Origin of the sequence: Saccharothrix sp. HUAS TT1 (genome assembly GCF_040744945.1) — a bacterium.
Taxonomy (GTDB): Bacteria; Actinomycetota; Actinomycetes; order Mycobacteriales; family Pseudonocardiaceae; genus Actinosynnema.
Window position 1 is genome coordinate 4,158,390 of record NZ_CP160453.1, and the last position, 25,219, is coordinate 4,183,608.

19 protein-coding genes are annotated in these 25,219 nt (G+C 73.2%); 7 read left to right on the forward strand and 12 right to left on the reverse strand.

Annotated features, from left to right (window positions below):
• Nucleotides 1–52: 52 nt before the first annotated feature.
• The 3 genes from AB0F89_RS20285 to AB0F89_RS20295 form a co-directional block, all read right to left on the reverse strand.
• Nucleotides 53–3,409: a DEAD/DEAH box helicase gene (locus AB0F89_RS20285; protein ID WP_367138454.1), complete on the reverse strand. Its 3,357-nt coding sequence runs from the start codon at nucleotides 3,407–3,409 to the stop codon at nucleotides 53–55.
• Nucleotides 3,410–3,462: 53 nt separating this feature from the next.
• Nucleotides 3,463–4,614, reverse strand: a complete 1,152-nt coding sequence (locus AB0F89_RS20290; protein ID WP_367138456.1) for an alkaline phosphatase family protein — start codon at nucleotides 4,612–4,614, stop codon at nucleotides 3,463–3,465.
• 255 nt (nucleotides 4,615–4,869) lie between these two features.
• The gene (locus AB0F89_RS20295; protein WP_367138458.1) at nucleotides 4,870–7,203 is read right to left on the reverse strand and encodes an HAD-IC family P-type ATPase; all 2,334 of its coding nucleotides are present in this window, start codon (nucleotides 7,201–7,203) and stop codon (nucleotides 4,870–4,872) included.
• Nucleotides 7,204–7,296: 93 nt separating this feature from the next.
• Here AB0F89_RS20295 and AB0F89_RS20300 point away from each other — a divergent pair, with 93 nt between their 5' ends.
• The 3 genes from AB0F89_RS20300 (at nucleotide 7,297) to AB0F89_RS20310 (ending at nucleotide 12,346) form a co-directional block, all read left to right on the forward strand.
• Nucleotides 7,297–9,630, forward strand: coding sequence for a phosphoketolase (locus AB0F89_RS20300; RefSeq protein WP_367138460.1), 2,334 nt, complete (start codon nucleotides 7,297–7,299; stop codon nucleotides 9,628–9,630).
• Between the two features lies 1 nt (nucleotide 9,631).
• A complete protein-coding gene (locus tag AB0F89_RS20305) occupies nucleotides 9,632–10,708 on the forward strand; it encodes an acetate/propionate family kinase (RefSeq protein ID WP_367138462.1) in 1,077 nt (358 codons plus the stop codon).
• A 129-nt stretch (nucleotides 10,709–10,837) separates the two neighbouring features.
• Nucleotides 10,838–12,346, forward strand: coding sequence for an extracellular solute-binding protein (locus AB0F89_RS20310; protein ID WP_367138464.1), 1,509 nt, complete (start codon nucleotides 10,838–10,840; stop codon nucleotides 12,344–12,346).
• Between the two features lie 15 nt (nucleotides 12,347–12,361).
• Here the strand turns inward: AB0F89_RS20310 and AB0F89_RS20315 are convergent, their stop codons facing one another.
• From AB0F89_RS20315 to AB0F89_RS20330, 4 genes are all read right to left on the reverse strand, one after another.
• The gene (locus tag AB0F89_RS20315) at nucleotides 12,362–13,021 is read right to left on the reverse strand and encodes a hypothetical protein (RefSeq protein ID WP_367138466.1); all 660 of its coding nucleotides are present in this window, start codon (nucleotides 13,019–13,021) and stop codon (nucleotides 12,362–12,364) included.
• 292 nt (nucleotides 13,022–13,313) lie between these two features.
• The gene (locus tag AB0F89_RS20320; protein ID WP_367138468.1) at nucleotides 13,314–13,721 is read right to left on the reverse strand and encodes a hypothetical protein; all 408 of its coding nucleotides are present in this window, start codon (nucleotides 13,719–13,721) and stop codon (nucleotides 13,314–13,316) included.
• A gap of 475 nt (nucleotides 13,722–14,196) precedes the next feature.
• A complete protein-coding gene (locus tag AB0F89_RS20325; protein WP_367138470.1) occupies nucleotides 14,197–14,817 on the reverse strand; it encodes a TetR/AcrR family transcriptional regulator in 621 nt (206 codons plus the stop codon).
• 22 nt (nucleotides 14,818–14,839) lie between these two features.
• Nucleotides 14,840–15,649 carry a class I SAM-dependent methyltransferase gene (locus tag AB0F89_RS20330; RefSeq protein ID WP_367138472.1) on the reverse strand — a complete coding sequence of 270 codons (810 nt, stop codon included), beginning with the start codon at nucleotides 15,647–15,649 and terminating at the stop codon, nucleotides 14,840–14,842.
• Nucleotides 15,650–15,724: 75 nt separating this feature from the next.
• On the opposite strand from AB0F89_RS20330, the gene AB0F89_RS20335 reads away from it, so the two are divergent.
• The gene (locus AB0F89_RS20335; RefSeq protein ID WP_367138474.1) at nucleotides 15,725–16,654 is read left to right on the forward strand and encodes an aminoglycoside phosphotransferase family protein; all 930 of its coding nucleotides are present in this window, start codon (nucleotides 15,725–15,727) and stop codon (nucleotides 16,652–16,654) included.
• Here the strand turns inward: AB0F89_RS20335 and AB0F89_RS20340 are convergent.
• Both AB0F89_RS20340 and AB0F89_RS20345 read right to left on the reverse strand, forming a co-directional pair.
• Nucleotides 16,632–17,570, reverse strand: a complete 939-nt coding sequence (locus AB0F89_RS20340) for a pirin family protein (RefSeq protein ID WP_367138476.1) — start codon at nucleotides 17,568–17,570, stop codon at nucleotides 16,632–16,634. The genes AB0F89_RS20335 and AB0F89_RS20340 overlap by 23 nt on opposite strands.
• 30 nt (nucleotides 17,571–17,600) lie before the next feature.
• Nucleotides 17,601–18,395: a peptidoglycan-binding protein gene (locus AB0F89_RS20345; RefSeq protein WP_367138938.1), complete on the reverse strand. Its 795-nt coding sequence runs from the start codon at nucleotides 18,393–18,395 to the stop codon at nucleotides 17,601–17,603.
• A 284-nt stretch (nucleotides 18,396–18,679) separates the two neighbouring features.
• On the opposite strand from AB0F89_RS20345, the gene AB0F89_RS20350 reads away from it, so the two are divergent.
• Together AB0F89_RS20350 and AB0F89_RS20355 are read left to right on the forward strand one after the other, a co-directional pair.
• A complete protein-coding gene (locus AB0F89_RS20350; RefSeq protein WP_367138478.1) occupies nucleotides 18,680–18,835 on the forward strand; it encodes a hypothetical protein in 156 nt (51 codons plus the stop codon).
• 92 nt (nucleotides 18,836–18,927) lie between these two features.
• Nucleotides 18,928–19,128: an antitoxin gene (locus AB0F89_RS20355; RefSeq protein WP_367138480.1), complete on the forward strand. Its 201-nt coding sequence runs from the start codon at nucleotides 18,928–18,930 to the stop codon at nucleotides 19,126–19,128.
• Nucleotides 19,129–19,229: 101 nt separating this feature from the next.
• On the opposite strand, the gene AB0F89_RS20360 is transcribed toward AB0F89_RS20355, so the two are convergent.
• Entirely contained in the window at nucleotides 19,230–19,460 is a 231-nt protein-coding gene (locus AB0F89_RS20360; RefSeq protein WP_367138482.1) for a hypothetical protein, read from the reverse strand.
• Between the two features lie 288 nt (nucleotides 19,461–19,748).
• Nucleotides 19,749–20,111, reverse strand: coding sequence for an ATP-binding protein (locus tag AB0F89_RS20365; RefSeq protein WP_367138484.1), 363 nt, complete (start codon nucleotides 20,109–20,111; stop codon nucleotides 19,749–19,751).
• Between the two features lie 202 nt (nucleotides 20,112–20,313).
• Between AB0F89_RS20365 and AB0F89_RS20370 the strand changes: the two genes are divergently transcribed.
• Nucleotides 20,314–20,643, forward strand: a complete 330-nt coding sequence (locus AB0F89_RS20370; RefSeq protein WP_367138486.1) for an STAS domain-containing protein — start codon at nucleotides 20,314–20,316, stop codon at nucleotides 20,641–20,643.
• Between the two features lie 170 nt (nucleotides 20,644–20,813).
• On the opposite strand, the gene AB0F89_RS20375 is transcribed toward AB0F89_RS20370, so the two are convergent.
• Nucleotides 20,814–25,202 carry a HAMP domain-containing protein gene (locus AB0F89_RS20375; protein ID WP_367138940.1) on the reverse strand — a complete coding sequence of 1,463 codons (4,389 nt, stop codon included), beginning with the start codon at nucleotides 25,200–25,202 and terminating at the stop codon, nucleotides 20,814–20,816.
• Nucleotides 25,203–25,219: the final 17 nt, after the last annotated feature.

The following is a 25,219-nucleotide window of genomic DNA, read 5'->3' on the forward strand; positions in this document are numbered from 1 at the left end:
GTTCTGACCCCCGGCGGACCGGCGCGGGTGGTCGCGCCTGGGTGACGTGGTGTCAGTGGCGGGCGCCGCCCAGGCCCCGGCGGGTGCGGGCGGGTGGTGGCGGGGTGGTCGGTTCGGCGGGGCGGAGGGCCGTGTAGGCGTCGAGCCAGCCGGTGGCGCGGTAGTCGCCGCGCCTGGTGAACACGGCCACGCCGGTCGGCTCCTCGTCGTCCTCCGGGTACGCGAGGGTCGAGGAGGACGTGGGCGCGGTCCACGTCCGGCCGCGCCAGGCGATGGCGAGCGCGCCCGTGCCGCCGGTGGCGGTGGCGCCGTCGGCGTGCGCGGCGAGGGTGTAGGTGGTGGTGCGTTCGCGCAGCAGCGCCGTGTAGCCGGCGTGGTCGAGGACGCAGCCCGCCGGTGACCGGCCCGGTGACCAGTCCGGCGCGCGCACGCCGCGCGCGACGGCCGACCGCCACAGGTCCGGCACGACCTCCTTCAGGTGGGCGCGGGTGGCCATCTCCTCGCACATCCACAGCAGCCGGCCCGCGCCGCGACCGGGGGCGAGGCCGCGCCAGCGGACCCGGTGGTCCAGGTCGGCGGCCACCACGGCGATCCACGGGTGCACCGTGCCCAGCACGCCCTGCGCGGCCAGCCACGCCAGGAACCGGGGCGCCTGCTCGTACACCGGGTGCAGGGTCGACAGGGGTATCCCGCCGGCCACGCGGCGGGCGCGGGAGGTGAACAGGTGCGGTGACCGGGCCGCCAGCAGCAGCGCCGCCCACGCCAGGTCGCCGGGCGCGGTGGTGGTCTGGGAGCCCAGGCCCTTGACCGAGGTCGAGTGGGTGATCTGCGACGTCCTGCCACCCGCCTTGATCACCGTCGCCACCGCGGGCCGCACCGGCTCCGGGACCGGGATGCCCGCCAGGTCGCGCACCGCGACCGACAGCACCAGGCTGAGCGCGTTCTCCGCCTCGTCCGGGTCCTGCGGCACGGGCAGCAGGCCGAGCGTGCGGCGCAACCGGCGGCCGGTGTGGGTGGACACCATCATCCGGGCGGTCAACCTGCCCAGCTCGGTGATCGCCAGCTTGCCGTCGGCCAGGGTCAGGTGGCCCTCGTCCACCAGGAACGACACCGCCTCCTGCACCGGCTCCAGGTCGTCGTCGCCCTGCGCGTGCGCCAGCGTCTCGACCCACCACGCCTGCGCGTCGTCCACCGTGCCGATCCGGCCTTGCAGCACCTCGGCCAGCACGTGGTCGGGCAGCGAGTCGCGGATTCGCGAGTACACGGCGTAGCCGGCCACCAGGCGGGTCTGCCAGTCGGCGCGCTGCGTCTCGTCCACCACCAGGTAGGACCAGCCCTCGGTCTCGCCCGCGCCGATCCGCCCGGCCCGGCCGAACATCTGCAGCACCGTCGACGTGTCGATCGGCTCGCCGCCGATGGAGACGTCGCGCACGACCACGGCCCGCGCGGGCAGGTTCACGCCGGCGGCGACGGTGGAGGTGGCGACCAGGACGTCGGCCTCACGCGCGCGGAAGGCGCGCTCGGCGGCGTGCTTGTGCTCGTAGTCGGCGTAGTGCAGCCGGACGCCGACCTCCGCGCACGCCTTGGTGAGGCCGTCGACGTCGTCGGCGGCGACGGTGTGCACGGGCGCGCCCCGGTCGGCGGCGATGGCCATCGCGGTGGAGCGGACGTTGCGCTTGGAGCCGCAGAACACCAGCACGCTGCCGCCCTCGGCGGTGTGCCGGTGGGTCAGGTCGAGCACGACCTGCTCGCGCAGCCGGTTGTTCGCGGCGAACCCGGACGCGGCCGGGATCGTCGGCAGCTGCCAGGTCACCCGGGACGGCCGCCAGGTCGTGGCGACCAGCTCCGCCTCCAGCCACTCGGCCACCTCGGCCGCGTTGGACACCGTCGCCGACAGCCCGACGATCCGGACGGGCGAGTCGGCGCCGCGCACGCGGGCCAGCAGGGCCTCCAGCAGCGCGCCGCGACCGGGGCTGCCGAGCAGGTGGATCTCGTCCACGACCAGGCAGCCGACCTCGCCCAGCGCGGCCTGGAGCGAACTGGCGCGGCAGATGGCCTCGAACTTCTCCGTGGTCGCGACCCACAGGTCGGCCGCCTTGACCGCTTCGACGTCCACCGCGTACTCGCCGGACAGGCGCTCGACCCGCAGGCCCTCGTCGCGCCACGCCTCCAGCTCGCGGTCCAGCTCGTCGGTGAGCGAGCGCTGGGGCACCAGCCAGGCGGCCTTGCGGCCCTCGTGCAGGACGGCCTTCAGGACGGCCAGCATGCCCATCGCGGTCTTGCCCGCGCCGGTGGGCGCGGTGATCAGGACGTGGGAGTCGCCGTCCACGAGGTGGGGCGCGGCCTGCGCCTGGGCCGGGTTGAGCACCGGGAACGGCAGGAACCGCGCCCAGTCGTCCGGCGCGAACCGCGTCACCGGCACCGGGTCGGGCACGTCGTCGCGGTCCACCGGCTCGTGCAGGTCCCACAGCAGGTCGAAGGCGAGCCGGGCGGCCCGCGCGCCGTCGCCGACCACCGACTCGCAGCGCTCCGGCACCACGCCGCCGACGTCGGACAGCCAGGCGGTGGCGGCGGTGGTGGACACCTCCTCCTGCTCCAGCCAGTGCCGCACGGCCCGGAACGGGACGCCGGCGGCGGTCAGCCGGGACCGCAACCCGTCGAACTCGGGCCGGTCGGGCAGCACGACCCGCGCGTCGACGCCCGGGGGGACGTGCGGGACGTCCAACGCCGGGTCGACCGTCTTGTGCCACCACACGGGCCGCGACTCCAGCGCGGCCAGGGCGGGCGGCAGCACCGGCGCGCTCGCCTCGCGGGCAGTCGGGGCGACCTCCGAGCCGCTGAGGATGGACCGGATGCGGGCCGCCATCGCGACCGTGGACACCCGCCGCTTCGGCCTCGGCTCCGGCGCGCTGACCTGCGGCTCCGGTTCCGGCTGCCGCTCGGGCTCGGTCTCGGGCGCGGACCGCGGCTCGGGCTCCGCCGTCGGTTTCGGCTCGCGTTCCGGCTTGGGCTTGCGTTCCGGCTCGGGTTTCGGGGTGGGCGCGACGGCCCGGTCGGCGCGGGCGCCGAGGGCCAGCGCCTCCAGCTGCGCGTCCTCCGCGAGGCGGCGCGTCACGGCGTCCGGGCGCAGTTCGCCCAGCACCGACCGCTGCGCCAGCTTCAACTCCCGCAGCGTGAACGTCGCCGGGCAGGCGGGGCACGCCACCGCGGCCTGCAACTGCTGCCGGCCGCGGTCCGGGTGGGCGCGGTACAGGCCGTGCAGCTCGCCCGCGCACCTCGGGCACCGGCGGTCGACGGGCACCGGCGACAGCTGCCAGCCGGGCTCGGCGTACCGCGCGATCGCGGGCTCCGGGCGGACACCCCACCGGGCCTCCACGACCCCGGCGACCGACGTGTCCACCGACTCCACCCGCCGCCTCCGTCCCGGCCCGCCGCCGACCCCCGGCGAGCCGACACGTGATGCTATGCCGAACCCCCGACACCCGTCCCGGTCGCCACCAGCACCGGGATGTGCTGCTCCTCGGCCGTCAGCGAGCCGTGGTGGCCGACGAACGCCGTCAGCCCCGGCTCGACCACCGAGCGCACCACCACCAGCGAACCCCTCGCCGCCACGACCACGTCGCCGACGCGCGGCAGCACGTGGTCGGCCACCCGGGGCCCGAACCACCCCGCCGCCACCGCCTCCGCGCGCGACGCGACCCAAGCCCGGTCGCCCAACCGCCGCGACCACCGCTCCCGCACGCCCTCCGGGTCGGCCGTGTAGACGTGCCGGACCCGCGCCTCGCCGCCGAGCGCGCGCACCCCGTCGCGCAGCACGTCGTCGGTGTCGTAGTCGACCCGGTCGTCGGCCGCCACCATCCCGTGGTCGGCCGTCACCACCAGCGCGCCACCGGCGGGCAGCTCGTCGGCCACCGCCGCCGCCAACCGGTCGACGAACCGCAGCTGCCACCGCCACGCCGCGCTGCCCGGTCCGTGCACGTGCCCGAGCGCGTCCAGGTCGGCGTGGTAGGCGTAGCAGAGCACCCGGTCGGCGGACCGCAACGCCTGCCCGACCCGCGTCACCAGGTCGCCGAACCCCAGCACGCCCTGGAACCGCCCACCGCGCAACGCCGCCCGCGTCAGCCCGCTGCCCCTCTGGTCGCGCGGCAGCACGAGCCGCACCGCCACCCCGGCGTCGGCCGCTGCCTCGAACGCCGTCCGCCGCGGCTGCACCTGCTCCGGCACGAGCACGTCCCGCAGGTCCACGTGCTCCGGCGCCCCGTACCGCGACCAGCGCAGCGCGTTCAGCACCTCGTCGCCCTCGGCGAAGGAGTACCCGACCAGCCCGTGCTCACCGGTCGGCATCCCGGTGCCCAGCGCGGCCAGGCTGCTCGCCGTGGTCGACGGGAAACCGGCGGTGATCGGGGAGCCGGCCAGCGAGGCCAGGAACGGCGCGTCGGCCTCGTGCTCGCGCAACAACTGCCAGCCCAGCCCGTCGACCAGCAGCACGCACACCCGGGACGCGCCGCCGATGCCGAGCACGTCGACCATCCCGGGCACGCCGAGCCCGGCGAGCAGCGACGGCACGACGTCGGCCAGCGATCCGCTCCCGTACCGGGGCACCAGCGGCTCCATGACGGCAGACCCTAGCGCCGACGACGGTGCTCCGATGACCACCGAACGGATCGGTCGCCCCTGCGCGCGGGCGAGCGCGAGACGCCGCTCGATGCCGCCGTCCGCGCTGACCCTGCTCGGCTGGTCCGAGGCGTTCGAGGCGTGGCGGGCCGAGGTCGAGCGCGCCCGCCGCGTCGAGCGCGAGGCCGAGTCGCTGGACGTCACGGGTACCAGGAGCGCCGGGGCGAGGGGATCGACGGCGTCGTGGACGCGTGATCAGTCCTGGCGCGCCGGCCGCCGCACGAAGCGGCCGACCAGTTCCACCAGCCCGGCCGCGACCGCGCCGACCGCGACCCCCACCAGCAGCCGCTGCGGCGTCACGGACAGCAGGAACACGTCGCCCGCCAGCACCGGCACGGCCAGGACCACGGCCGCCGCGGCGGCCAGGCCGGCCAGCAGCGCCACCTTCCACCCGGTCAGCGGCCGGGACAGCAGGGACAGCGTCCACAGCGACGCGACCAGCACCACCACCGTCGCCACGGTCTGCCCGGCCGCCCTCCCGCCGCCGGGGTCCAGCGAGCGGATCACCAGGTCGCCCGCGAACGCCGCCAGGCCGATCACCACGCCGGTCGGCACGGCGAGCCGCAGCACGCGCCGCAGGAAGCCGGGCACGTAGCGGCGGCGGTTCGGGCCCAGGGCGAGCACGAAGCCGGGGATGCCGATCGTCAGCGCCGAGATCACGGTGAGCTGGATCGGCGCCAGCGGGTAGGCGACGCCGCTCACCAGCACGACCAGCGCCAGCACCAGCGAGTAGGCGTTCTTCACCAGGAACAGGTTCGCCGCCCGCTCGATGTTCGCGATCACCCGCCGGCCCTCGGCGACCACGTCCGGCAGGTGGGCGAACCGGCTGTCCAGCAGCACGAGCTGCGCCACCGCCCTGGTCGCCGCCGCGCCGTTGCCCATCGCCACCCCGATGTCGGCGTCCTTCAACGCCATCGCGTCGTTGACGCCGTCGCCGGTCATCGCCACCACGTGCCCGCGCCGCTGCAACGCGCCCACCATGGCCCGCTTCTGCTGCGGCGTGACCCTGCCGTACACGGCGGACCTCGCCAGCACGTCGGCCAGCTCGTCCGGGTCCTCCGGCAGCGTGCGCGCGTCCACCGCCTCGTCCGCCGACGAGATGCCGGGCACGCCGACCGCCACCGCCACCGCGCCGACCGTGCGCGGGTTGTCACCGGAGATCACCCGCAGGGTGACACCCTCTTCGGTGAAGTACCGCAGCGCGTCGGCGGCGTCGTCACGAATCCGCTCGGCCAGCACGACCAGCGCCCGCCCGGTGAGGTCGGCCGGCAGCGAGGTGCCCTCCGCCGCCGACGGGGCCGAGGCGAGCACCAGCACCCGCTTGCCCCGCGCGGCGATGTCGGCGGCGCGGTCGGTCAGCGCGCCGCCCTCGGGGAACACCACCTCAGGCGCGCCGAGCACCCACGTGCCGTGCCCGTCGGTGTCCGCGGAGGACCACTTGCGCGCCGACGAGAACGGCACGCCACCGGTGCGCCGCCACGTGCCCGCGTCGAACGTCCCGGCCAGCGCCGCCGAGGTCGCGTTCGCGTCCGGCGCGGACGCCAGCAGCGCCAGCGCCTCGCGCACCTCGTCCCGCGGCCCGTCCACCACCAGCGAGTCGAACACGATGTCGCCGTCCGTGAGCGTGCCCGTCTTGTCCAGGCACACGACGTCGACCCGGGCCAGCACCTCCACCGCGGGCAGCTCCTGCACCAGCGTCCGCTTCCGCGCCAGCGCCACCGCCGCCACCATGAACGCCAGGCTGGTCAGCAGCACGAGCCCTTCCGGCACCATGCCGACCAGCGCCGCCACCGCGCCGGTCATCGCCTCCTGCCAGTCGTCGGTGTCCGGGCTGCGCAGCTGGCCCCACAGCAGCAGCGGGCCGACCACCAGCATCATCAGCGAGATCCACCGCAGCAGCTCGTTCGTGCCGCCGACGAGTTCCGAGCGCACCGCGGTGAACCGGCGCGCCTCGGCGGTGAGCCGGGTGGCGTAGGCGTCCTCGCCGACCGCGGTCGCCCGGAACCGGCCGGACCCGGCCACCACGATCGACCCGGACCGCACCTCGTCGCCCACCGCCCGGTGCACCGGGTCGGACTCGCCGGTCAGCAGCGACTCGTCCACCTCCAGCCCGTCCGACCCGGTGACCACGCCGTCCGCCACGACCTGGTCGCCGGTGCGCAGCCCGATCAGGTCGTCGGCCACCACGTCGCCGACGTCGATCTCGGACGTCACGCCGTCGCGCGTCACCCTGGCGCGGGGCGCGTTGAGCACGGCGAGCCGGTCGAGGGTGCGCTTGGCCCGCAGCTCCTGGAGCACGCCGATCGCCGTGTTCGCCACCACGACCAGCCCGAACAGGCCGTTCTGCCAGCGCCCGGTGGCGAGCACGACCACGAACAACGCGGTCAGCAGCCCGTTGAACGGGGTGAGGACGTTCGCCCGGACGATCTGCCCGACGCCCCTGCTGGTGCGCGAGCCGACGGCGTTGGTCCGGCCGTCCGCGACGCGCTCCGCCACCTCGGCGGCAGTCAGCCCCAACGCCCGCTCCACGCCACCATGGTCACCCGCGCCCGCCGTTCCCGCCCGCCCACCCGCGCGGCATTCGAGTTTCGGGTCCGGGTGATCGCGACTAGCGTCGGGCCCATGCCGTCGACCGGGCAGCACGCCGACGAACTGGACCTGCTGGACGCCTACTGGCGCGCGGCCAACTACCTGTCCGTCGGGCAGATCTACCTGCTCGACAACCCGCTGCTGCGCGAGCCGCTGCGCCCCGAGCACGTCAAGCCCCGCCTGCTCGGCCACTGGGGCACCACGCCGGGCCTCAACCTGCTCTACGCGCACATGAACCGCGTGATCCGGCAGCGCGACCTGAACGCCCTCTACGTGGCCGGTCCGGGCCACGGCGGTCCCGGCCTCGTCGCGAACGCCTACCTGGAGGGCACCTACAGCGAGGTCTACTCCGGCGTCGGCGAGGACGTGGACGGCCTGCGCGCGCTGTTCCGGCAGTTCTCCTTCCCCGGCGGCATCCCGAGCCACGTCGCGCCGGAGACGCCCGGCTCCCTCCACGAGGGCGGCGAACTGGGCTACGCCCTGCTGCACGCGTACGGCGCGGTGTTCGACAACCCCGACCTGCTGGCGCTGTGCGTGGTCGGCGACGGCGAGGCGGAGACCGGGCCGCTGGCCGCGAGCTGGCACTCGAACAAGTTCCTCGACCCGGCGCGGGACGGCGTCGTGCTGCCCGTGCTGCACCTCAACGGCTACAAGATCGCCAACCCGACCGTGCTGGCGCGCATCCCGGACGACGAGCTGGCGTCCCTGCTGCGCGGCTACGGGCACACGCCGCACTTCGTGGTCGGCGACGAGCCGGCGGCGGTGCACGAACAGCTCGCCTCCACCCTGGACCGGGTGCTGGACGACATCGCCGAGATGAAGCTGTCGAAGCACCGCCCGCCGTGGCCCGCGATCGTGCTGCGCACCCCGAAGGGCTGGACCGGGCCGCGCGAGGTGGACGGCAAGCGGGTCGAGGGCACGTTCCGCGCGCACCAGGTGCCGCTGTCGGCCACCCGCACCGACGCCGGGCACCGCGCCCGGCTGGAGGAGTGGCTGCGGAGCTACCGGCCCGAGGAGCTGTTCGACGCCGCCGGCAGGCTCGTGCCCGAGCTGCGGGCCCTGGCGCCGGCCGGCGACCGGCGGATGAGCGCCAACCCGCACACCAACGGCGGCCGGCTGCTGCGCGACCTGCGGATGCCCGACTTCCGCGACCACGCGGTCACCGTGACGCGGCCCGCCGTCGAGAGCAGCGAGGCGACGAAGGTGCTCGGCGGGTTCCTGCGCGAGGTGACCCGCCGCAACCCGGACAACTTCCTGGTGATGGGACCGGACGAGGTCGCGTCCAACCGGCTGTCGGAGCTGTTCGACGTCACCGGCCGCAAGTGGGAGGCGGGGACCGAGCCCGGCGACGAGCACCTGGCGCCCGACGGCCGGGTGCTGGAGGTGCTGTCCGAGCACATGTGCCAGGGCTGGCTGGAGGGCTACCTGCTCACCGGCAGGCACGGCCTGTTCACCAGCTACGAGGCGTTCATCCACATCGTCGACTCGATGCTCAACCAGCACGCGAAGTGGCTCAAGACGACCCGGGCCATCCCCTGGCGCGCGCCGCTGGCGTCGCTGAACTACCTGCTGTCGTCGCACGTGTGGCGGCAGGACCACAACGGCTTCAGCCACCAGGACCCCGGCTTCCTGGACCACGTGGTGAACAAGAAGGCCGAGATCGTCCGGGTCTACCTGCCGCCGGACGCGAACACGCTGCTGTCGGTGGCCGACCACTGCCTGCGCAGCAGGCACTACGTCAACGTGGTCGTGGCGGGCAAGCAGCCCGCGCTGACCTACCTGGACATGCCCGACGCGATCGCGCACTGCGCGCGCGGCCTGGGCATCTGGGACTGGGCGGGCACCACCGAGGGCGAGCCGGACGTGGTGCTGGCCTGCGCGGGCGACATCCCGACGCTGGAGACGCTGGCGGCGGCGAAGCTGCTGCGCGAGCACCTGCCCGGGCTGGGCGTGCGGGTGGTCAACGTGGTGGACCTGATGCGGCTGCAACCGGAGACCGAGCACCCGCACGGGCTGTCCGACCGCGACTTCGACGCCCTGTTCACCACCGACAAGCCGGTGATCTTCGCCTTCCACGGCTACCCGTGGCTGATCCACCGCCTCACCTACCGCCGCACCAACCACGTCAACCTGCACGTGCGCGGCTACAAGGAGGAGGGCACCACCACCACGCCGTTCGACATGGTGATGCTGAACGACCTGGACCGGTTCCACCTGGTCATGGACGTGATCGACCGGGTGCCGTCGCTGGGCGGCGCGGCGGCGTCGCTGCGCCAGCGGATGGCGGACGAGAGGCTGGCCGCCCGGCAGCACACCCGCGAGCACGGCGAGGACGACCCGGCCATCTCCGGCTGGACCTGGAGCTGACGTGCGGGTCCTGGTGGTGAACGCGGGCTCGTCCAGCCTGAAGCTGCGCCTGCTGGCGGCCGACGACGGGGTGGAGCGCACGGCCGACGTCGAACCGGACCCGGCCCGGCTCGGCGAGGTGCTGGCGGACTGGCCGGAGCCGGACGCCGTCGGCCACCGGGTGGTGCACGGCGGCGCCCGGTTCCGCGACCCGGTCGTCGTCGACGACCTGGTGCGGCAGGCGCTGGTCGACCTGACGTCGCTCGCGCCGCTGCACCAGCCGAAGTCGCTGGCCGGGCTGGACGCGGTGCGCGAGCTGCTGCCGCACGTGCCCGCCGTGGCGTGCTTCGACACCGCGTTCCACACCACGATCCCGCCCGCGGCGGCCACTTACGCCGTGCCGAAGCGGTGGCGCGACCGGTACGCCATCCGCCGCTACGGCTTCCACGGCCTGTCGCACGCCTACTGCGCGCGCCGGGTGGCCGAACTGGTGTCGCCCGGCCTGAAGCTGGTGACCTGCCACCTGGGCGCGGGCGCGTCGCTGACCGCCGTCGCCGACGGCCGCAGCGTCGACACCACCATGGGCTTCACCCCGCTGGAGGGCCTGGTGATGGCGACCAGGTCCGGCAGCGTCGACCCGGGCCTGCTGCTGTGGCTGGAGGAGCACGAGGGCCTGTCGCCGCACGAGGTCGCCACCGCGTTGGAGGAGGAGTCCGGGCTCACCGCCCTGGCCGGGACCGGCGACCTGCGGGAGATCGACGCGGCGGCGGCCGGCGGCGACCCGGACGCGGTGCTGGCGCTGGACGTCTACGTCCACCGGCTGGTCGCCGGGGTCGCCGCGATGGCCGCCGCGCTGGGCGGCCTGGACGCCCTGGCGTTCACCGGCGGCGTCGGCGAGAAGTCGGTCACCGTGCGCCGCCGGGCCGCCGAGCGGCTGGCGTTCCTCGGCGTCGCCGTCGACCCGGACCGCGACGAGCGGGCGGACGGCGACACCGACGTCTCCGCACCGGGCGCGCGGGTCCGGACCCTCGTCGTCACCGCGCGCGAGGACCTGGAGATCGCCCGCGGGACGCGAGCGGCGCTGGCGAGTCGGCAATAGTGCGGTTCTCCCATCCCCTTTGGGCGGATTGACGGGCCCGCCGAGGCCGGTGTTACCTGACTCATCGCGTCATGCGAAGGGGTGGGGATGACCGAGCCCGGGAGGCGCTGGAGCCTCCGCTTTCGCGTTGTGCTGATCGTGCTCATGCTGGCCGTCGGCATCGCCGTGACCATGGTGTCCACCATCCTGGTCGCGGAGGTGGACCGGTCTTCGAGCCCGGGGTCCGTCACGCGCTGGGTGCTCAGCGCGGTGCTGGCGCTGTTCTCCGGGATCTACGTCAACCTGGTGCTGGCGGCGATCGTCCGGGTGTGGCGGCGGCCGGAGGCGCCGGACACCACGGTGAACGCCGTGATCGACACCGCCCGCCGGTGGCTGCGCAAGAAGCGGAGGTGGGCCGCGATCGTGCTGACGATCGCCGCGATCGTGGCGACCGGTGTGGCCCTGCGGCCCGCGCCGCCGCCCGACCTCGGGTTGGAGGAGGGCGGGCTGGTGATCATGACGGCGCAGGACGAGAGCACGGACGACCCGCGCACAGCGCTCGTCAACCAGTGGAACGAGGCGTACCCCGACCACCGGGCCACCGTCAAGTACGTGGCCGGCGAGCCCGACCAGCAGAACGCGGCGATGGTGAACGACGCGAAGCCGGACGGGGCGCACGAGGCCGACGTCTACGTGCTCGACATCGTGTGGATGGAGCAGTTCGTGAAACGCGGGTACGTCCAGGAGTTGGACGGGTCGCGACCGGTCGACCGGGACGACTTCGTGGACAAGGTGCTGGACACCTGCACCGACGACGAGCAGAGGCTGTGGGCGCTGCCGTTCAACACCGACGTCGGGATGCTGTACCACCGCGGCGACGTGGAGAAGCCGACGTCCTGGGCCGATTACTTCGGCCCGGCCGCCGCCGCCCTGGCGCAGGCCGACGGGACGCCCGGGGTGGAAGCGGCGAACGCGGCGCAGTTGGCCGACGAGGAAATCCTCACGGTCACCGCGCTGGAGGCCATGTGGGCCGCCGGTGGTGAGGCGTTCAGCGCGAAGGGGACCGTCACGCAGAACGAGGACAAGACCGCCGTGCAACTCGACTCCGCCGACCGGTCGGGCATCGACCTCCTGGTCGCCGCCTCCCACGACTCGGACATCGTGCTGACCGAGGAGGCCAGGTCGACCACGGACAACAGCGCGGTGACGATGTTCGCCGAAGGGCGGACGATGTTCCTGCGCAACTGGCCGGTCGCCTACGACAACCTGGTCGACAAGGCCGAGTTCAAGGTCGAGGTCGCCGAGCCGCCGTCGGCGAGCGTGCTGGGTGGTCAGAACCTCGCGGTCTCGGCGACCACGGACAAGCCTCGGGCCGCACGGGCGTTGATCGAGTTCCTGACCAGCTCACCCAGCCAGCTCATCCTGGCCGAGATGGGCGGGTTCGCGCCGACCAGGGAATCCGCGTACGAGGACACCGGGCGCGCTGAACTCGGGCAAGTGCGCACCGCCCTGAACAAGGCACGCCTGCGTCCGGTCACCGAGCACTACGTGGAGTTCAGCCGGGTGTTCCGCGAGGGCATCGCGCACGCGCTCGACGACCCGAACGGCCAGCTGAAAGCCGGCTTCCTGGAAGAGTTGGCGAAGATCCTGAACCGGTGAGCGCGCCTGGCCGGCTCAGTCGGTGATCGGCTTCCCGTTGCCGACGAACGGGTTGCGGCGGAAGCAGGACCACGCGTAGCAGAGCAGCACGAGGAACACGCCCGCGCCGCCGAACACCAGCACGCGCAGCCCCGCCGGCTGCGGCGACAGCAGGCTCAGCGCCACCGACAGCGCCGTGCCGCCCAGGCCGGTGCCGCACAGCAGCCCGGTGGCCAGGTGGTAGGCCGGGCGGGAGTGCAGGTTCACCCGCCACCGGTTGCGCCCGCGCACCCAGCTCTCCCAGTGCAGCACGGCCGACGCGGGCAGCGCCGACCCGGCGGGCACGTCCACCGCGGGCCGCAGCAGCGCGTTCACCTTCTGCTCCAGCTCCCACAGGAACCAGCGAGCCCGGCCGAGCCGCTGCACCTCGCCGAACCAGACGAACCACACGAACACCAGCAGCACCGGCGACAGGCTCAGGATGCCGGTCCGCACCGCCACGTTCGACCACGACGCCAGCAGCCCCGAGTAGATCACCGCGATCGCGGCCAACCCGTACGTCATCACGGTCTGCTGGGTGGACACCGCCGCCACCAGCTCGGCCCGGATGGCGTTGTACTCGCCGAGCAGGAACGCCAGCCGCGCCTGCGCCTCGTCCACGAACGGCTCCGGACGACGTGACCTCCACAGCCCCACGACCCCTCCTCGGTGCTCGGGCGACGGTGTCGGCGGCGGTCGACCGGGGCCGGGCCGCGCGGACCGGGCCCAGCGTCCCGCACCGCTCGCGCCGCCGTCCCGCTTTCCGGAGTCGTCACCGCGACGGAGCAGCGAGCACTGCGGTCGAGAAGTCGCGGTCGGCATTCCGGATTGAGGAAATAGGCACGCGGAAATGGCCCCGCAAGCCGTCCCGAGGTGGTGGGACGGCTCGCGGGGCCAAGGGCTCCGCTCTTTTTGTGAATCAGGTGCCCGAAGTGCGGTCGACTACCACTCAGAGGAGGTCGACGAAGATCTTGGAGACGTCGACGTCGTCGATGATGTCGGCGTCGTTCAGCGCGTCCACCAGGGCCTCCTTGAAGACCAGGTTGTCCTCGACGTTCACGTTGTCGATGACGTCCTTGATGGTGACCTCGACCAGGTCCAGCTCGGCGCCGGACAGCACGTCGATGTCGTTGCCGCTGGCGATGTCACCGATGGTGATGATCGAGTCGTGCAGGTCGATCGGCACCTGCACGGTGGTGTTGATCGTGCACACGAGCACGTTCACCAGACCCAGCGGGTCGGAGTTGATGCACGACGCGTCGGGAACGGTGGTGGCCTGCGCGGCGGTGGAGCCACCGAACACCATCGCGCCGGTCATGGCGGCCAGCGCGACACCCGAGGCAAGACGCTTCAACACGAGGTCTCCTTGGTGGTGGAATCCTGCTCTTCTTCGCCGGGATCGGCGACATGACAAATAAAAGCAGAAAGGCTTGACCGGGGACACCCGGTGAACGCGGCATCGGACGATCAGGTGTCCGTGAATTACTCCGATCGTCTCAGGTCCGGGTCGGTGGACAATCGGGAACAAATGCGTATCGCTTCACCGGCCGTAGTCGGGATTGCGCCAAGAGGGTGGCGGGGCGGGTGGGGTAGCAGAGGATCGCTAACATTTCCGGCTGCGCCGACCGGCCGAGTGCGAGGCTTGCTCGATGAATCGCGAAAGGGTGGTGGCCGCCGTGCTCCGGCAGGGTGGACGCAAGCGCTCAAACATGCCGTTGCGGCGAATTCCGGTGCAGTCCGATCACTGAGAACATGGTGTTCTGCGTCACATCGACGTCCGATGTCGACTTGGCCGATACCGCCATCCGCCAATCGGCCTCCCCGGGCCGGGTTCAGCGGGGCGCGATGCCGTCCAGCACGGTGGCCACGATGGCGTCGACCCGGTCCGTCGGCACCTCGACCGGGTCGGTCAGGCCGCGCAGGACGTGGGGGAGCACCAGTTCGTGGCACGCCCCGACGACGAGGGTGGCCACGGCGTCGGGATCGGCGCCCCGCGCGATCCGGCCGCGGTCGCGCTCCTCGCGCAGGTGGTCGGCGAGGGCCGCGTGCAGGCCGCGGCCCCCGGCCATCGGGTTCGGCAGGGCGTCGAACCTGGCGAAGACCTCCGGTTGGCCGATCAGCCCGGCGAACGCGGGCAGGAACGCCGCGTGCACGGCCAGGGCGTGCGCGACGAAGGCGCGCAGGTTCTCCGCCGGCGTGCCGTCGGTGGCCGGCGGGCCGATCCGCCGCTCCACCGCGCGGACGTGCTCGTGCAGCGCGAGCGCGAGCAGTTCCTCCTTGTCCGCGAAGTGGTTGTAGAGCACGCCGACCGCGACGTCGGCCGCGCGGGCGATGTCGCGGACGGTGAGCCCGGCGGTGCCGCGCTCGGCGATGAGGCGGGCGGCCGCGGCGATCAGGTGGTCGCGCAGGCTCACGTCGCCGTCACGCAGGGCTGCTGCTCGTCGCGGTGCCATCGCGCTGCATCGTAGGCCCCGGTCAGGCCGTCGCCGTGATCAGCCGGGCGGTGCCGCGCAGCCGCACCGCGTCGGCCTCGGCGAACGGGGTCAGCGCCGCCGCCACGGCCGCCTCGACCCGGTCCTCGGTGGACGGGTCGGCGTCGCGCAGGGCGAACCGCACCGGACCCCAGCCCAGGACGAACCGGGTCGCGTCGGCGACGTCGCGGCCCCACACCTGCGTGGCCCGCACCGCCTCGGACCGGACGTCGGCGAAGCCCGCGCCGGTGAGCACCCGGTCGACCGCGGCGGGGTCGGACAGCGACAGCGGACCGGCGCCGGTGGGCGTCGACCGGCCGCCGAGCGCCGCGAACACCCCGGCCAGGTCGCCGAGGTCGAGCATCGCCAGCGCCGCCAACCGGCCGCCGGGTCGCAGCGCGCCGCGGATGTTGCCGAACGCGGCCACCGGGTCGGCGAAGAACATGATCCCGAACCGGCTGAGCGCGACGTCGAACGCGTGCGGCGGGAACGGGTGGACCTGGGCGTCGCCCTGCACGAACACGACGTCGGGCACGCCCTCGGCCACCGCGGACGCCCGCGCCCTGGCCAGCATCGGGCCGGACAGGTCGATGCCGGTGGCGTGCGCGGCGCGGCGGGCCGCCAACCGGGTGACCTGCCCGTTGCCGCAGCCGACGTCGAGCACCCGGTGCTCCGGCGCGAGGGCGGCCGCGGTCAGCAGCAGCTCGTTGAAACCGCTGTTCACCGCGTCGTAGCGGTCCTGGTTGTCGGCCCAGTGGTGGCCCTCGTACCCGTTCCACGCCTCGGCCTGGTGGGTGTTGACGATGTTCGGCACGGTGTCGCCCCTCGTTGTGAACGTGTGTTCATGAACAACTGTTCATAACAAGGGCGGCTGTGTCAAGCTGGTGGGGTGATCGAAGTCCCGGAGGCGCTGGCCGCCTCCTACCGGCACGACCCGGTCGGGTCGGCGTGGCCGGCCGACCTGCCCGCGCGGGCCGCCGACGTCCTGGACAGGTGGGAGCTGCGGCCGGACGGCCCTGCCGCGCACGGCATGGCGGGGCTGGTGCTGCCGGTGGTCCGCCCGGACGGCACGCCCGCCGCGCTCAAGCTGCAACCCGTCACCGAGGACAACGCCGCCGCGGCGGTCGGCCTGCGCGCGTGGGACGGCGACGGCGCGGTCCGGCTGCTCGACCACGAGCCGGGCGCGGCGCTGCTGGAACGGCTGGACGCGAGCCGCCCGCTGTCCTCGATGCCCGATGACGACACCGCCACCGGGGTGATCGCCGACCTGCTCGTCCGCCTGGTCGCCGTGCCCGCGCCGCCGGGCGTGCGGCGGCTGGCCGACATCGCGGCCGCCATGCTCGACCGGGCGCCGGCGGCGCTGCCCGCGTTGCCGGACCAGGCCGACCGGGGGCTGCTGCGCACGTGCGCCTCGGCGGTCGCGGAGGTCCTGCCCGAGGCGGGCGACCGGCTGCTGCACTGGGACCTGCACCACGACAACGTCCTGGCGGGCGAGCGGGAGCCGTGGCTGGCGATCGACCCCGAGCCGCTGGCGGGCGACCCCGGGTTCGACCTGTGGCCCGCGCTGAACGGGCGCTGGGATGCCGTGGTCGCCACGGGTGACGTGCCGCGCGCCCTGCTGCGCCGCTTCGACCTGCTCACCGAGGCGCTGGAGCTGGACCGGGACCGCGCCACCGCCTGGACCCTGGGGCGGGTGCTGCAGAACGCGCTGTGGGACGTCGAGGACGGCGGGACCGCGCTGGACCGGGAGGAGGTCGCCCTCGCCGACGCCCTGCTGAATCGGCCGCGGCCGTCGGTCAGTGGGGTTCGGCGGGCGTGAGCGAGGTGGGGGCCGGGTTGCCGCGCGGTCGGAGGTGGCCCCCCGGCAGCGGCGGCGCGGGCAGTCGGTCACCGGGGTAGCCCTCGACCCGGCCGAACCGCTCCGACCCGGCCTGCCACTGGTCGCGGTACCGGGCGACCTCCTCGTGGCTGCGGCCGACGAAGTTCCACCACATGACCAGCTCCTCGCCCAGCGGCGGGCCGCCGAGCAGGACCACCCGCGCCGGGCCGGTCGCGGTGTTGGCCAGCTCCAGCCGGGTCGCGCCGACGTCGACGCAGCCCAGCGCGCCGTGACCCAACGGCGTGCCGTCCAGCGCCACCTCGCCGACGTCGACCAGCACGCCGTGCTCGAACGCCCCGTCGACGTCGAGCGCCACCCGCGCCCCGGCGTCCAGCACCAGCTCCGCGCCCAGCAACGGCGTGAACGTGCGCACCGGGGACGTCCGGCCCGCGAGCGTGCCGAGGAACACCCGCGCGGTCGCGCCGTCCAGCGCCACCGGGTCGGGCACGTGGTGCTGGAAGTCGCGCGGCGCGTCGCGGTCGGCGTCGGGCAGCGCGATCCACAGCTGGACGCCGTGCAGCACGGTCGTGCCCGGCGTCGAGACCTCCGAGTGGCAGATGCCGTGCCCGGCCGTCATCAGGTTCAGCTCGCCCGGCCGCACGACGGCGTGCACGCCCAGGCTGTCGCGGTGCTCGATCTCGCCGCTGAACAGCCAGCTCGCGGTCTGCAACCCGGTGTGCGGGTGCGGCGCGACGTCCATGCCGCCGCTGGCCGACACGTCGTCCGGGCCGTAGTGGTCGGCGAAGCACCACGCGCCGATCAGGGACCGCGACCGCTGCGGCAGGGTGCGCCGCACGGTCATCGCGCGCGGCCCGCCGAGCGGGACGTCCCGGGGTTCGAGCACTTCAACGCCCATGTCAGCCATGGTAGAGCCCCGTGCGGGCGGCTAGGGCGAACGCTGGTACTCCTCCCACGTCCGCTTGGGGCTGACCGCGGGCCCGTCGTCCGGCGCGCGGTTGGCCAGCCCGTTGAAGCCGAGGTAGTAGTCACCCGCCTGGTTGCGCGCGCCGGTGGCCTGGTCCGGGTCGCCGAGCGCGATCGCGTGGATGTGGTAACCCCAGTCGCCCTGGGCCGGGGTGCGCACCCACGCCGCGAAGCCGACCTGGCGCAGCACCCTGGCCACGGTCGTGCGGGTGGTCGCGGTCATCCCGGACACCGAGACGTCCAGCGCGCCGCCGCCGTCGTGGGTGCCCGCCGAACCGGGCACGCCGCCGGGGTTGTAGGAGCCCTGGGTGATGGCCAGCGACCGGCCGAGCAGCCGCTCGGCCTCGACCAGCATGGCCTTCGTGCGGGTGTTCATCAGCGCGGCGCGGTAGGTGACCCGGCTGCCCGCCGACACCACGCGCGCGACCGTGTACCGCGCGTCGCCCAGCAGCCGCAGGGAGGTGGGTCCGGGCAGGCCGGACGCGTCGAGCCCGGTGTAGCCGAGCGAGCGCTGGTAGGCCGCGTAGGCGTCGATCGTCCTGGTGCCGAAGTGCCCGTCGGCGTAGGTCGAGGCCAGCAGGCCCTTCGCCACGAGCGCCTGCTCGACCGCCCGCACGCTGTCGCCGCTGCCCGGCGTGACGGCCGAGTCGGCCCGGCGCGGGTCGATCTGCGCGGCCTTGAGCACGGCCTCCATGTCCACCACCGGCAGTGCGGTGACCTGGGGCGCGGCCGTCACCGGCGACGCGAGGCCCACCAGCCCGACGAGCACGCCGGCCACCGCGGCGATCTTGGCGTTGAGCACGTCCACCTCCGGTCGGGAACCGACGAACCGGGCCAGTCAAGCGCGGACCGGCACTTCCTGGCAAGAGTGCCGTTTGGTTGGTTGAAAATTGACGACGCGGTCGTGGAGTAGAGTCCTCCGGGTTGGGGCACGAGCTGTCGGCACTCGGTCGGCGCGGTCCCCGGCCCAGTCGGCACTGCCGGCAGGGGAGGCTTCTCGCCATGACGCAGACCAGACCCGGTCGTTCCCAAGGTGCCGCGGTGGGCTTCGCCGACGCGCGCGCCGCGGCGGACCGGGCCGAGACCATCCAGCGCAGCATGGCCGCCCGCACCGTGGTGGACAACTCGGTCGACGCGAACGACTGCCGCGAGCTGCTGCTGATGCTCGGCCTGCCCGACCCCGACCCGACCGGGTGACGTAGCTCCCGTCGCGCATCAACTCCGCCGACTCGCGGGTACCCGTGCCGCGGGGTGTCCAAGAGGGACACTCGGAGGAGGTTCGAGCGCAGATGGGCATTGGCGACAAGTTCGACGAGCTGAAGGACAAGGCCAAGGACGCCCTCGGCCAGCACGGCGACAAGGCCGATCAGGGCATCGACAAGGCCGGTCAGTTCGCCGACGAGCGGACCGGTGGTCAGCACTCCGAGCACATCCGAACGGGCACGGACAAGGCCAAGGAAGGCTTGGACCGGTTCCGCGAGCAGCAGTAGCGGATTCCGAGACGGACGAAGGGCCGCCCTCCGACGTGGAGGGCGGCCCTTCGGCGTCCGGAGCCCTTCGGTTGGCGTCAGGCCCGCCAGGACGGGGCCCGCTAGGGCGCCAGGCGTGACGCGAGCAGTCGCTTGCCCTGCTCGGCGCCCTTGCGGCTCTCGCCCTGGGCGCGGCGGAAGAAGTCCGCCAGCTCGCCGTCACCCGCGCGCTCCGCGTCGGCGATGTAGGTCTCCAGCCGCAGCGCGTTGCTCAGGCACGCCTCGACGAACCAGATGATGTTGTAGTCCTTGTCCTGCGTGCCGGTCACCTGACCGGCCTCGGTGGTGGACACCTGACCTCCTCACTAGTCGGCGCACCGGGGTTACCCCGTTCCCACCCGTCGAACGCCGACCGCGTGGTGGACCACCCGATCGTCGTCCCGCCGGATCAGTGCCGTACCCCTGCGGATCGGGTCCCTGATTGTTCCCGTCCGGGTGTCACCCGACAGTGGGCGAGCTCGCCCCGCGCGCCGCCTGAGCCCCCGCGCCCGCCACGACCCGGCGCGGATCCCGCCCCGACCGGACCCTGCCCGGTCGGGGCTTCCGCGCGTCCGCGCGGCACCCCGGCCGAGAGCGCCCGGTCAGCCGTCCAGTTCGGCCCACACGACCTTGCCGTCGGCCGTCAGGTCCGTGCCCCACGACCGGCTCAGGGCGGCGACGATGATCAGCCCGCGCCCCCGTGCCGAGTCGACCTGCACCGGTCTGGGCTGCGGCATGGCGGTCGACTCGTCCGCCACCTCGATCCGCATCCCGGACTCGGTCCGGGTCACGGTCAGCCCCACCGGGCCGGTCGCGTGGTCCACCGCGTTGGACACCAACTCGGTCACCACCAAGGCGGCGTCGTCGGTCGCGTCCTCGGACAGCCCCCACGCCGCCGCCGCGTCTCCCACCACCTGCCGTGCCTGCGCCGATGAGCCCGCCGAGGCGGGCAGCGTCACGGCCACCGGCGCTGCTGGCTCATTGCGCACATCCGCTCCCGTTGATCGGCCGTCACCGCATCGTCGCACATCCCCCCGGCGCGGCACCGGGCGGTCGCGCCGATCGGCCGCCTGGCGACGGCCAACGGCGTCGTCGTGACCGGCCGCGCCGGCGTGGCGGCGAACAGGTGGCGGCATCCGGTCGGTCCGGTGGCTAGGCTCGTGCACCATGGAGTTGCGGGTGCGCAGTGAGGTGCGGGGCGGCTGGACGGTCGTCGCGGTGTCGGGCGAACTGGACGCGGACACGGTCCCCGTGCTGTCCGACCGCCTCGAGGAGAGCACGGGCGACCGGGTGGTGGTCGACCTGAGCGGCGTGCCGTTCATGGACACCACCGGCCTGTCCCTGATGCTCGACTGGCACCGGCGGCTCGACGGCGGGGGCGGCCAGTTCCGGATGGCGTCCCTGCAACCGTCGGTGCACAAGCTGTTCCGGCTCACCGAGCTGACCGAGGTCATGCACATCCACGACACCGTGGAGTCGGCCACGACCGCCGCGTGATCCCGGACGGCTCCCGGGACCCGCGCCCCGACGGTCCCGCGTGGCGCGCCGCGTCGCCGGGCCCGCGCTGACCGCCCCGTCCCGCGCGCCGGCCCGGGACCGACCGGGTGGGTCGGCGCCGGGCCGTTCGACGACGGATTCCCCCGTGCGGGTGAAAGAGCGGGCGGTGGTCAGTCCTGCTCGACGCCCAGGTAGAACGCGATCAGCCGGAGCAGGTGCTCGGTGTCCACGGGCTTGGTCACGTAGTCCGTCGCCCCCGACGCCAGCGACTTCTCCCGGTCGCCCTTCATCGCCTTCGCCGTCACCGCGATCACCGGCAGGTCCGAGTACCGCGACATCGCCCGGATGGCCGCCATGGTCGCGTTGCCGTCCAGCTCCGGCATCATGATGTCCATCAGCACCAGCGTCACGTCGTCGTACTGCTCCAGCGCCCGCACGCCGGTGATGCCGTTGTCCGCGTAGATCACCTGCAACCCGTGCAGCTCCAGCACGCTGGTCAGCGCGAACACGTTGCGCAGGTCGTCGTCGACGATCAGCACCTTCTCGCCGTGGAACCGCATCGGCGCGGGCGGCAGCTCGGCCGGCGCGACCAGGGACTGCGGCTCGGCGTCGGCGGGGGTCAGCAGCTCCGCCACGGCCTCCGGCTCCACCTCGACCTGCGCCACCAGGCCCAGCTCGCCCAGCGGCAGGTACAGCGTGAACGTCGAACCCAGCCCCGGCTCGGACCGGACGTCCAGCCGGCCGTCCAGCAGCGCCGCCAGCTCCCGGCTGATCGACAGGCCGAGCCCCGTGCCGCCGTACTTGCGCGACGTCGTGCCGTCCGCCTGCTGGAACGCCTCGAAGATCACCGACAGCTTCTCCGCCGGGATGCCGATGCCGGTGTCCTGCACGTCGAACGCGATCGAGCCCTCGGCCGCCCGGATGCGCAGCTTGATCTCACCGTCGTGGGTGAACTTCACCGCGTTGGACAGCAGGTTGCGCAGGATCTGCTGCAACCGGTGCTCGTCGGTGTGCAGGGTGGACGGCACGTCCGGGTCGACCACCACCCCGAACGCCAGCCCCTTCTCGGTGGCCAGCGGCGTGGTCATCGCCTCGACGTAGCGGACCACGTCGGCCACCCGCACCGGGTCGGTCTGCACCTGCATGTGCCCGGCCTCGACCTTGGTCAGGTCCAGGATGTCGTCGATCAGCTGGAGCAGGTCCGTGCCCGACGAGTGGATGGTCTTCGCGAACTCCACCTGCTTCGGGTTCAGGTTCCCGTCCAGGTTGTCGGCCAGCAGCTTGGCCAGGATCAGCAGGCTGTTCAACGGCGTGCGCAGCTCGTGCGACATGTTCGCCATGAACTCCGACTTGTACTTCGACGCCGACGACAGCTGCCGCGCCCTGGCCTCCAGCTCGACCGAGCCCGCCCGCAGCTCCTCGGTGAGCCGCTGCGACTCCACCAGCAGGCTGTCGGTGCGGGCGTTGGCCAGCATGGTGTTCAGGTTGACGCCGATGTTCTCCTTGAGCTGGTCCAGCAGGTCGAGGTGCACCTCGGTGAACTCGCCGAACGACCCCAGCTCGATCACGCCCAGCGTCTCGCCCTGGAACACGATCGGCAGGATCACCAGGTTGGCGGGCGGCGCGGAGCCGAGCCCGGAGCCGATCGCCAGGTACCCCGGCGGCACGTCGGTGACCAGCACCGTCTTCTTCTCCACCGCGACCTGCCCGACCAGCGAGTCGCCGCGGGTGAACCGCACGGGTCGGCGGGCGGGCGGCAGGTAGCCGTACGTCGCGGTGAGGTCCAGGGCGTTGGACTCCAGGTCGGCCAGGAAGAACGCGCCGTGCTGCGCCGACACCAGCGGGGTCAGCTCGCTCATCACCAGCGACGCCATGGCGTTGAGGTCGCGGTGGCCCTGCATCTGGCCGGACAGCCGGGCCAGGTTCGTCTTCAGCCAGTCCTGCTCCTGGTTCGCCCTGGTGGACGCCCGCAGGTTGCCGATCATCCGGTTGATGTTGTCCTTGAGGTCGGCGACCTCGCCGGACGCGTCCACGGTGATCTGCCGGGTCAGGTCGCCCGCGGTCACCGCGGTGGCCACCACGGCGATCGCGCGCACCTGCCGGGTCAGGTTCCCGGCCAGCTCGTTGACGTTCTCGGTCAGCCGCTTCCAGGTGCCCGAGACGCCCTCCACCTCGGCCTGGCCGCCCAGCTTGCCCTCGGTGCCGACCTCCCGGGCGACGCGGGTGACCTCCTGGGCGAACGACGAGAGCTGGTCGACCATGGTGTTGATGGTGGTCTTCAGCTCCAGGATCTCGCCGCGCGCGTCGACGTCGATCTTCTTCGACAGGTCGCCGCGCGCCACCGCCGTGGTGACCTGGGCGATGTTGCGCACCTGGGAGGTCAGGTTGTTCGCCATGAAGTTGACGTTCTCGGTGAGGTCCTTCCAGGTGCCCGCCACGTTCGGCACCCTGGCCTGGCCGCCGAGGATGCCCTCGGTGCCGACCTCGCGCGAGACGCGGGTGACCTCGTCGGCGAACGCCCGCAGCGTGTCCACCATGCCGTTGATCGTGTCGGCCAGCGCGGCGACCTCGCCCTTCGCCTCGACGGCGATCTTCTTGGACAGGTCGCCGCCCGCGACCGCCGTGGCCACCGCCGCGATCGACCGCACCTGGGTGGACAGGTTGTCGGCCATGACGTTGACGTTGTCGGTGAGGTCCTTCCAGGTGCCCGCCACGCCCGGCACCCGCGCCTGGCCGCCCAGTCGGCCGTCGGTGCCGACCTCTCGGGCGACGCGGGTGACCTCGTCGGCGAAGGAGGAGAGCTGGTCGACCATGGTGTTGATGGTCGACTTCAGCTCCAGGATCTCGCCGCGCGCGTCGACCGTGATCTTCTGCGACAGGTCGCCGCCCGCGACGGCCGTGGTGACCTGGGCGATCGACCGCACCTGCGCGGTGAGGTTGTTCGCCATGAAGTTGACGGAGTCGGTGAGGTCGCGCCAGGTCCCGGCGACGCCGGGCACCTGTGCTTGGCCGCCCAGTCGGCCGTCGGTGCCGACTTCCCGGGCGACGCGGGTGACTTCGTCGGCGAAGGAGGAGAGCTGGTCGACCATGGTGTTGATGGTGTCCTTCAGCTCCAGGATCTCGCCCCGCGCGTTGACCGTGATCTTCTGGGACAGGTCGCCCCGGGCGACCGCCGTCGCGACCTGGGCGATGTTGCGGACCTGGGAGGTCAGGTTGCCGGCCATGAAGTTGACGGAGTCGGTGAGGTCGCGCCAGGTCCCGGCGACGCCGGGCACCTGTGCTTGGCCGCCCAGTCGGCCGTCGCTGCCGACCTCCCGGGCGACGCGGGTGACCTCGGCCGCGAACGACGAGAGCTGGTCGACCATCGTGTTGATCGTGGTCTTGAGCTGGAGGATCTCGCCGCGCGCGTCGACGTCGATCTTCTGGGACAGGTCGCCCTGTGCCACCGCCGTGGTGACCTGGGCGATGTTGCGGACCTGGGAGGTCAGGTTGCCGGCCATGAAGTTGACGGAGTCGGTGAGGTCGCGCCAGGTCCCGGCGACGCCGGGCACCTGGGCCTGGCCGCCCAGTCGGCCGTCGGTGCCGACTTCCCGGGCGACGCGGGTGACTTCGTCGGCGAAGGAGGAGAGCTGGTCGACCATGGTGTTGATGGTCGACTTCAGCTCCAGGATCTCGCCGCGCGCGTCGACCGTGATCTTCTGCGACAGGTCGCCCTGCGCCACCGCGGTCGCGACCTGGGCGATGTTGCGGACCTGCGAAGTCAGGTTGTTCGCCATGAAGTTGACGTTGTCGGTCAGGTCGCGCCAGGTGCCGCCGACGCCGGGCACCTGGGCCTGGCCGCCCAGTCGGCCGTCCGTGCCGACCTCTCGGGCGACGCGGGTGACTTCGTCGGCGAACGAGGAGAGCTGGTCGACCATCGTGTTGACGGTGTCCTTCAGCTCCAGCATCTCGCCCGCCACCGTGACGGTGATCTTCTGGGTCAGGTCGCCCTGCGCCACCGCGGTCGCGACCTGCGCGATGTCGCGGACCTGCTTGGTCAGGTTGTCCGACATGAAGTTGACCGAGTCGGTGAGGTCCTTCCAGGTGCCCGCCACCCCCGGCACGGCCGCCGTGCCGCCCAGCCGGCCCTCGGTGCCGACCTCGCGCGCCACCCGGGTGACCTCGCCCGCGAACGTGCGCAGCGTCGCCGTCATCGAGTTGAAGCTCTCCACCAGCGCGGCGACCTCGCCGCGGGCGTCGACCACGATCTCCTGCGACAGGTCGCCCTCGGCGACCGCGGCGAGCACCCGGCTCAGCTCGGCGGTCGGTCTGGTCAGGTCCTCGACCAGGCCGTTCACCGCGTCCGCGGCGGTGGCCCAGCCGCCGGTGGCGGTGCTCGGGGCGAGCCGTTCGCCCAGCCTGCCCTCCTGGCCGACCGACTGGCGGACCTTCACCAGCTCGCCGACCAGCCACTGGTTGCGCTCGGCGATCTCGTTGAAGACCCCGGCCAGCTCCGCCGCCACCCCGTCGCGCGGCACGACGAGACGACGGCGGAAGTTGCCGTCCCTCATCTCCCGCATCGCGGTCAGCAGTCGGG

Excerpts from the sequence above, each read along its gene's own strand:
- AB0F89_RS20290 (WP_367138456.1), bottom strand. The coding sequence starts at position 4,614 with ATGGAGCCGCTGGTGCCCCGGTACGGGAGCGGATCGCTGGCCGACGTC.
- AB0F89_RS20300 (WP_367138460.1), top strand. The coding sequence starts at position 7,297 with ATGCCGTCGACCGGGCAGCACGCCGACGAACTGGACCTGCTGGACGCC.
- AB0F89_RS20325 (WP_367138470.1), bottom strand. The coding sequence starts at position 14,817 with ATGGCACCGCGACGAGCAGCAGCCCTGCGTGACGGCGACGTGAGCCTG.
- AB0F89_RS20340 (WP_367138476.1), bottom strand. The coding sequence starts at position 17,570 with ATGGGCGTTGAAGTGCTCGAACCCCGGGACGTCCCGCTCGGCGGGCCG.
- AB0F89_RS20355 (WP_367138480.1), top strand. The coding sequence starts at position 18,928 with ATGGGCATTGGCGACAAGTTCGACGAGCTGAAGGACAAGGCCAAGGAC.
- AB0F89_RS20370 (WP_367138486.1), top strand. The coding sequence starts at position 20,314 with ATGGAGTTGCGGGTGCGCAGTGAGGTGCGGGGCGGCTGGACGGTCGTC.
- AB0F89_RS20375 (WP_367138940.1), bottom strand. The coding sequence starts at position 25,202 with ATGCGGGAGATGAGGGACGGCAACTTCCGCCGTCGTCTCGTCGTGCCG.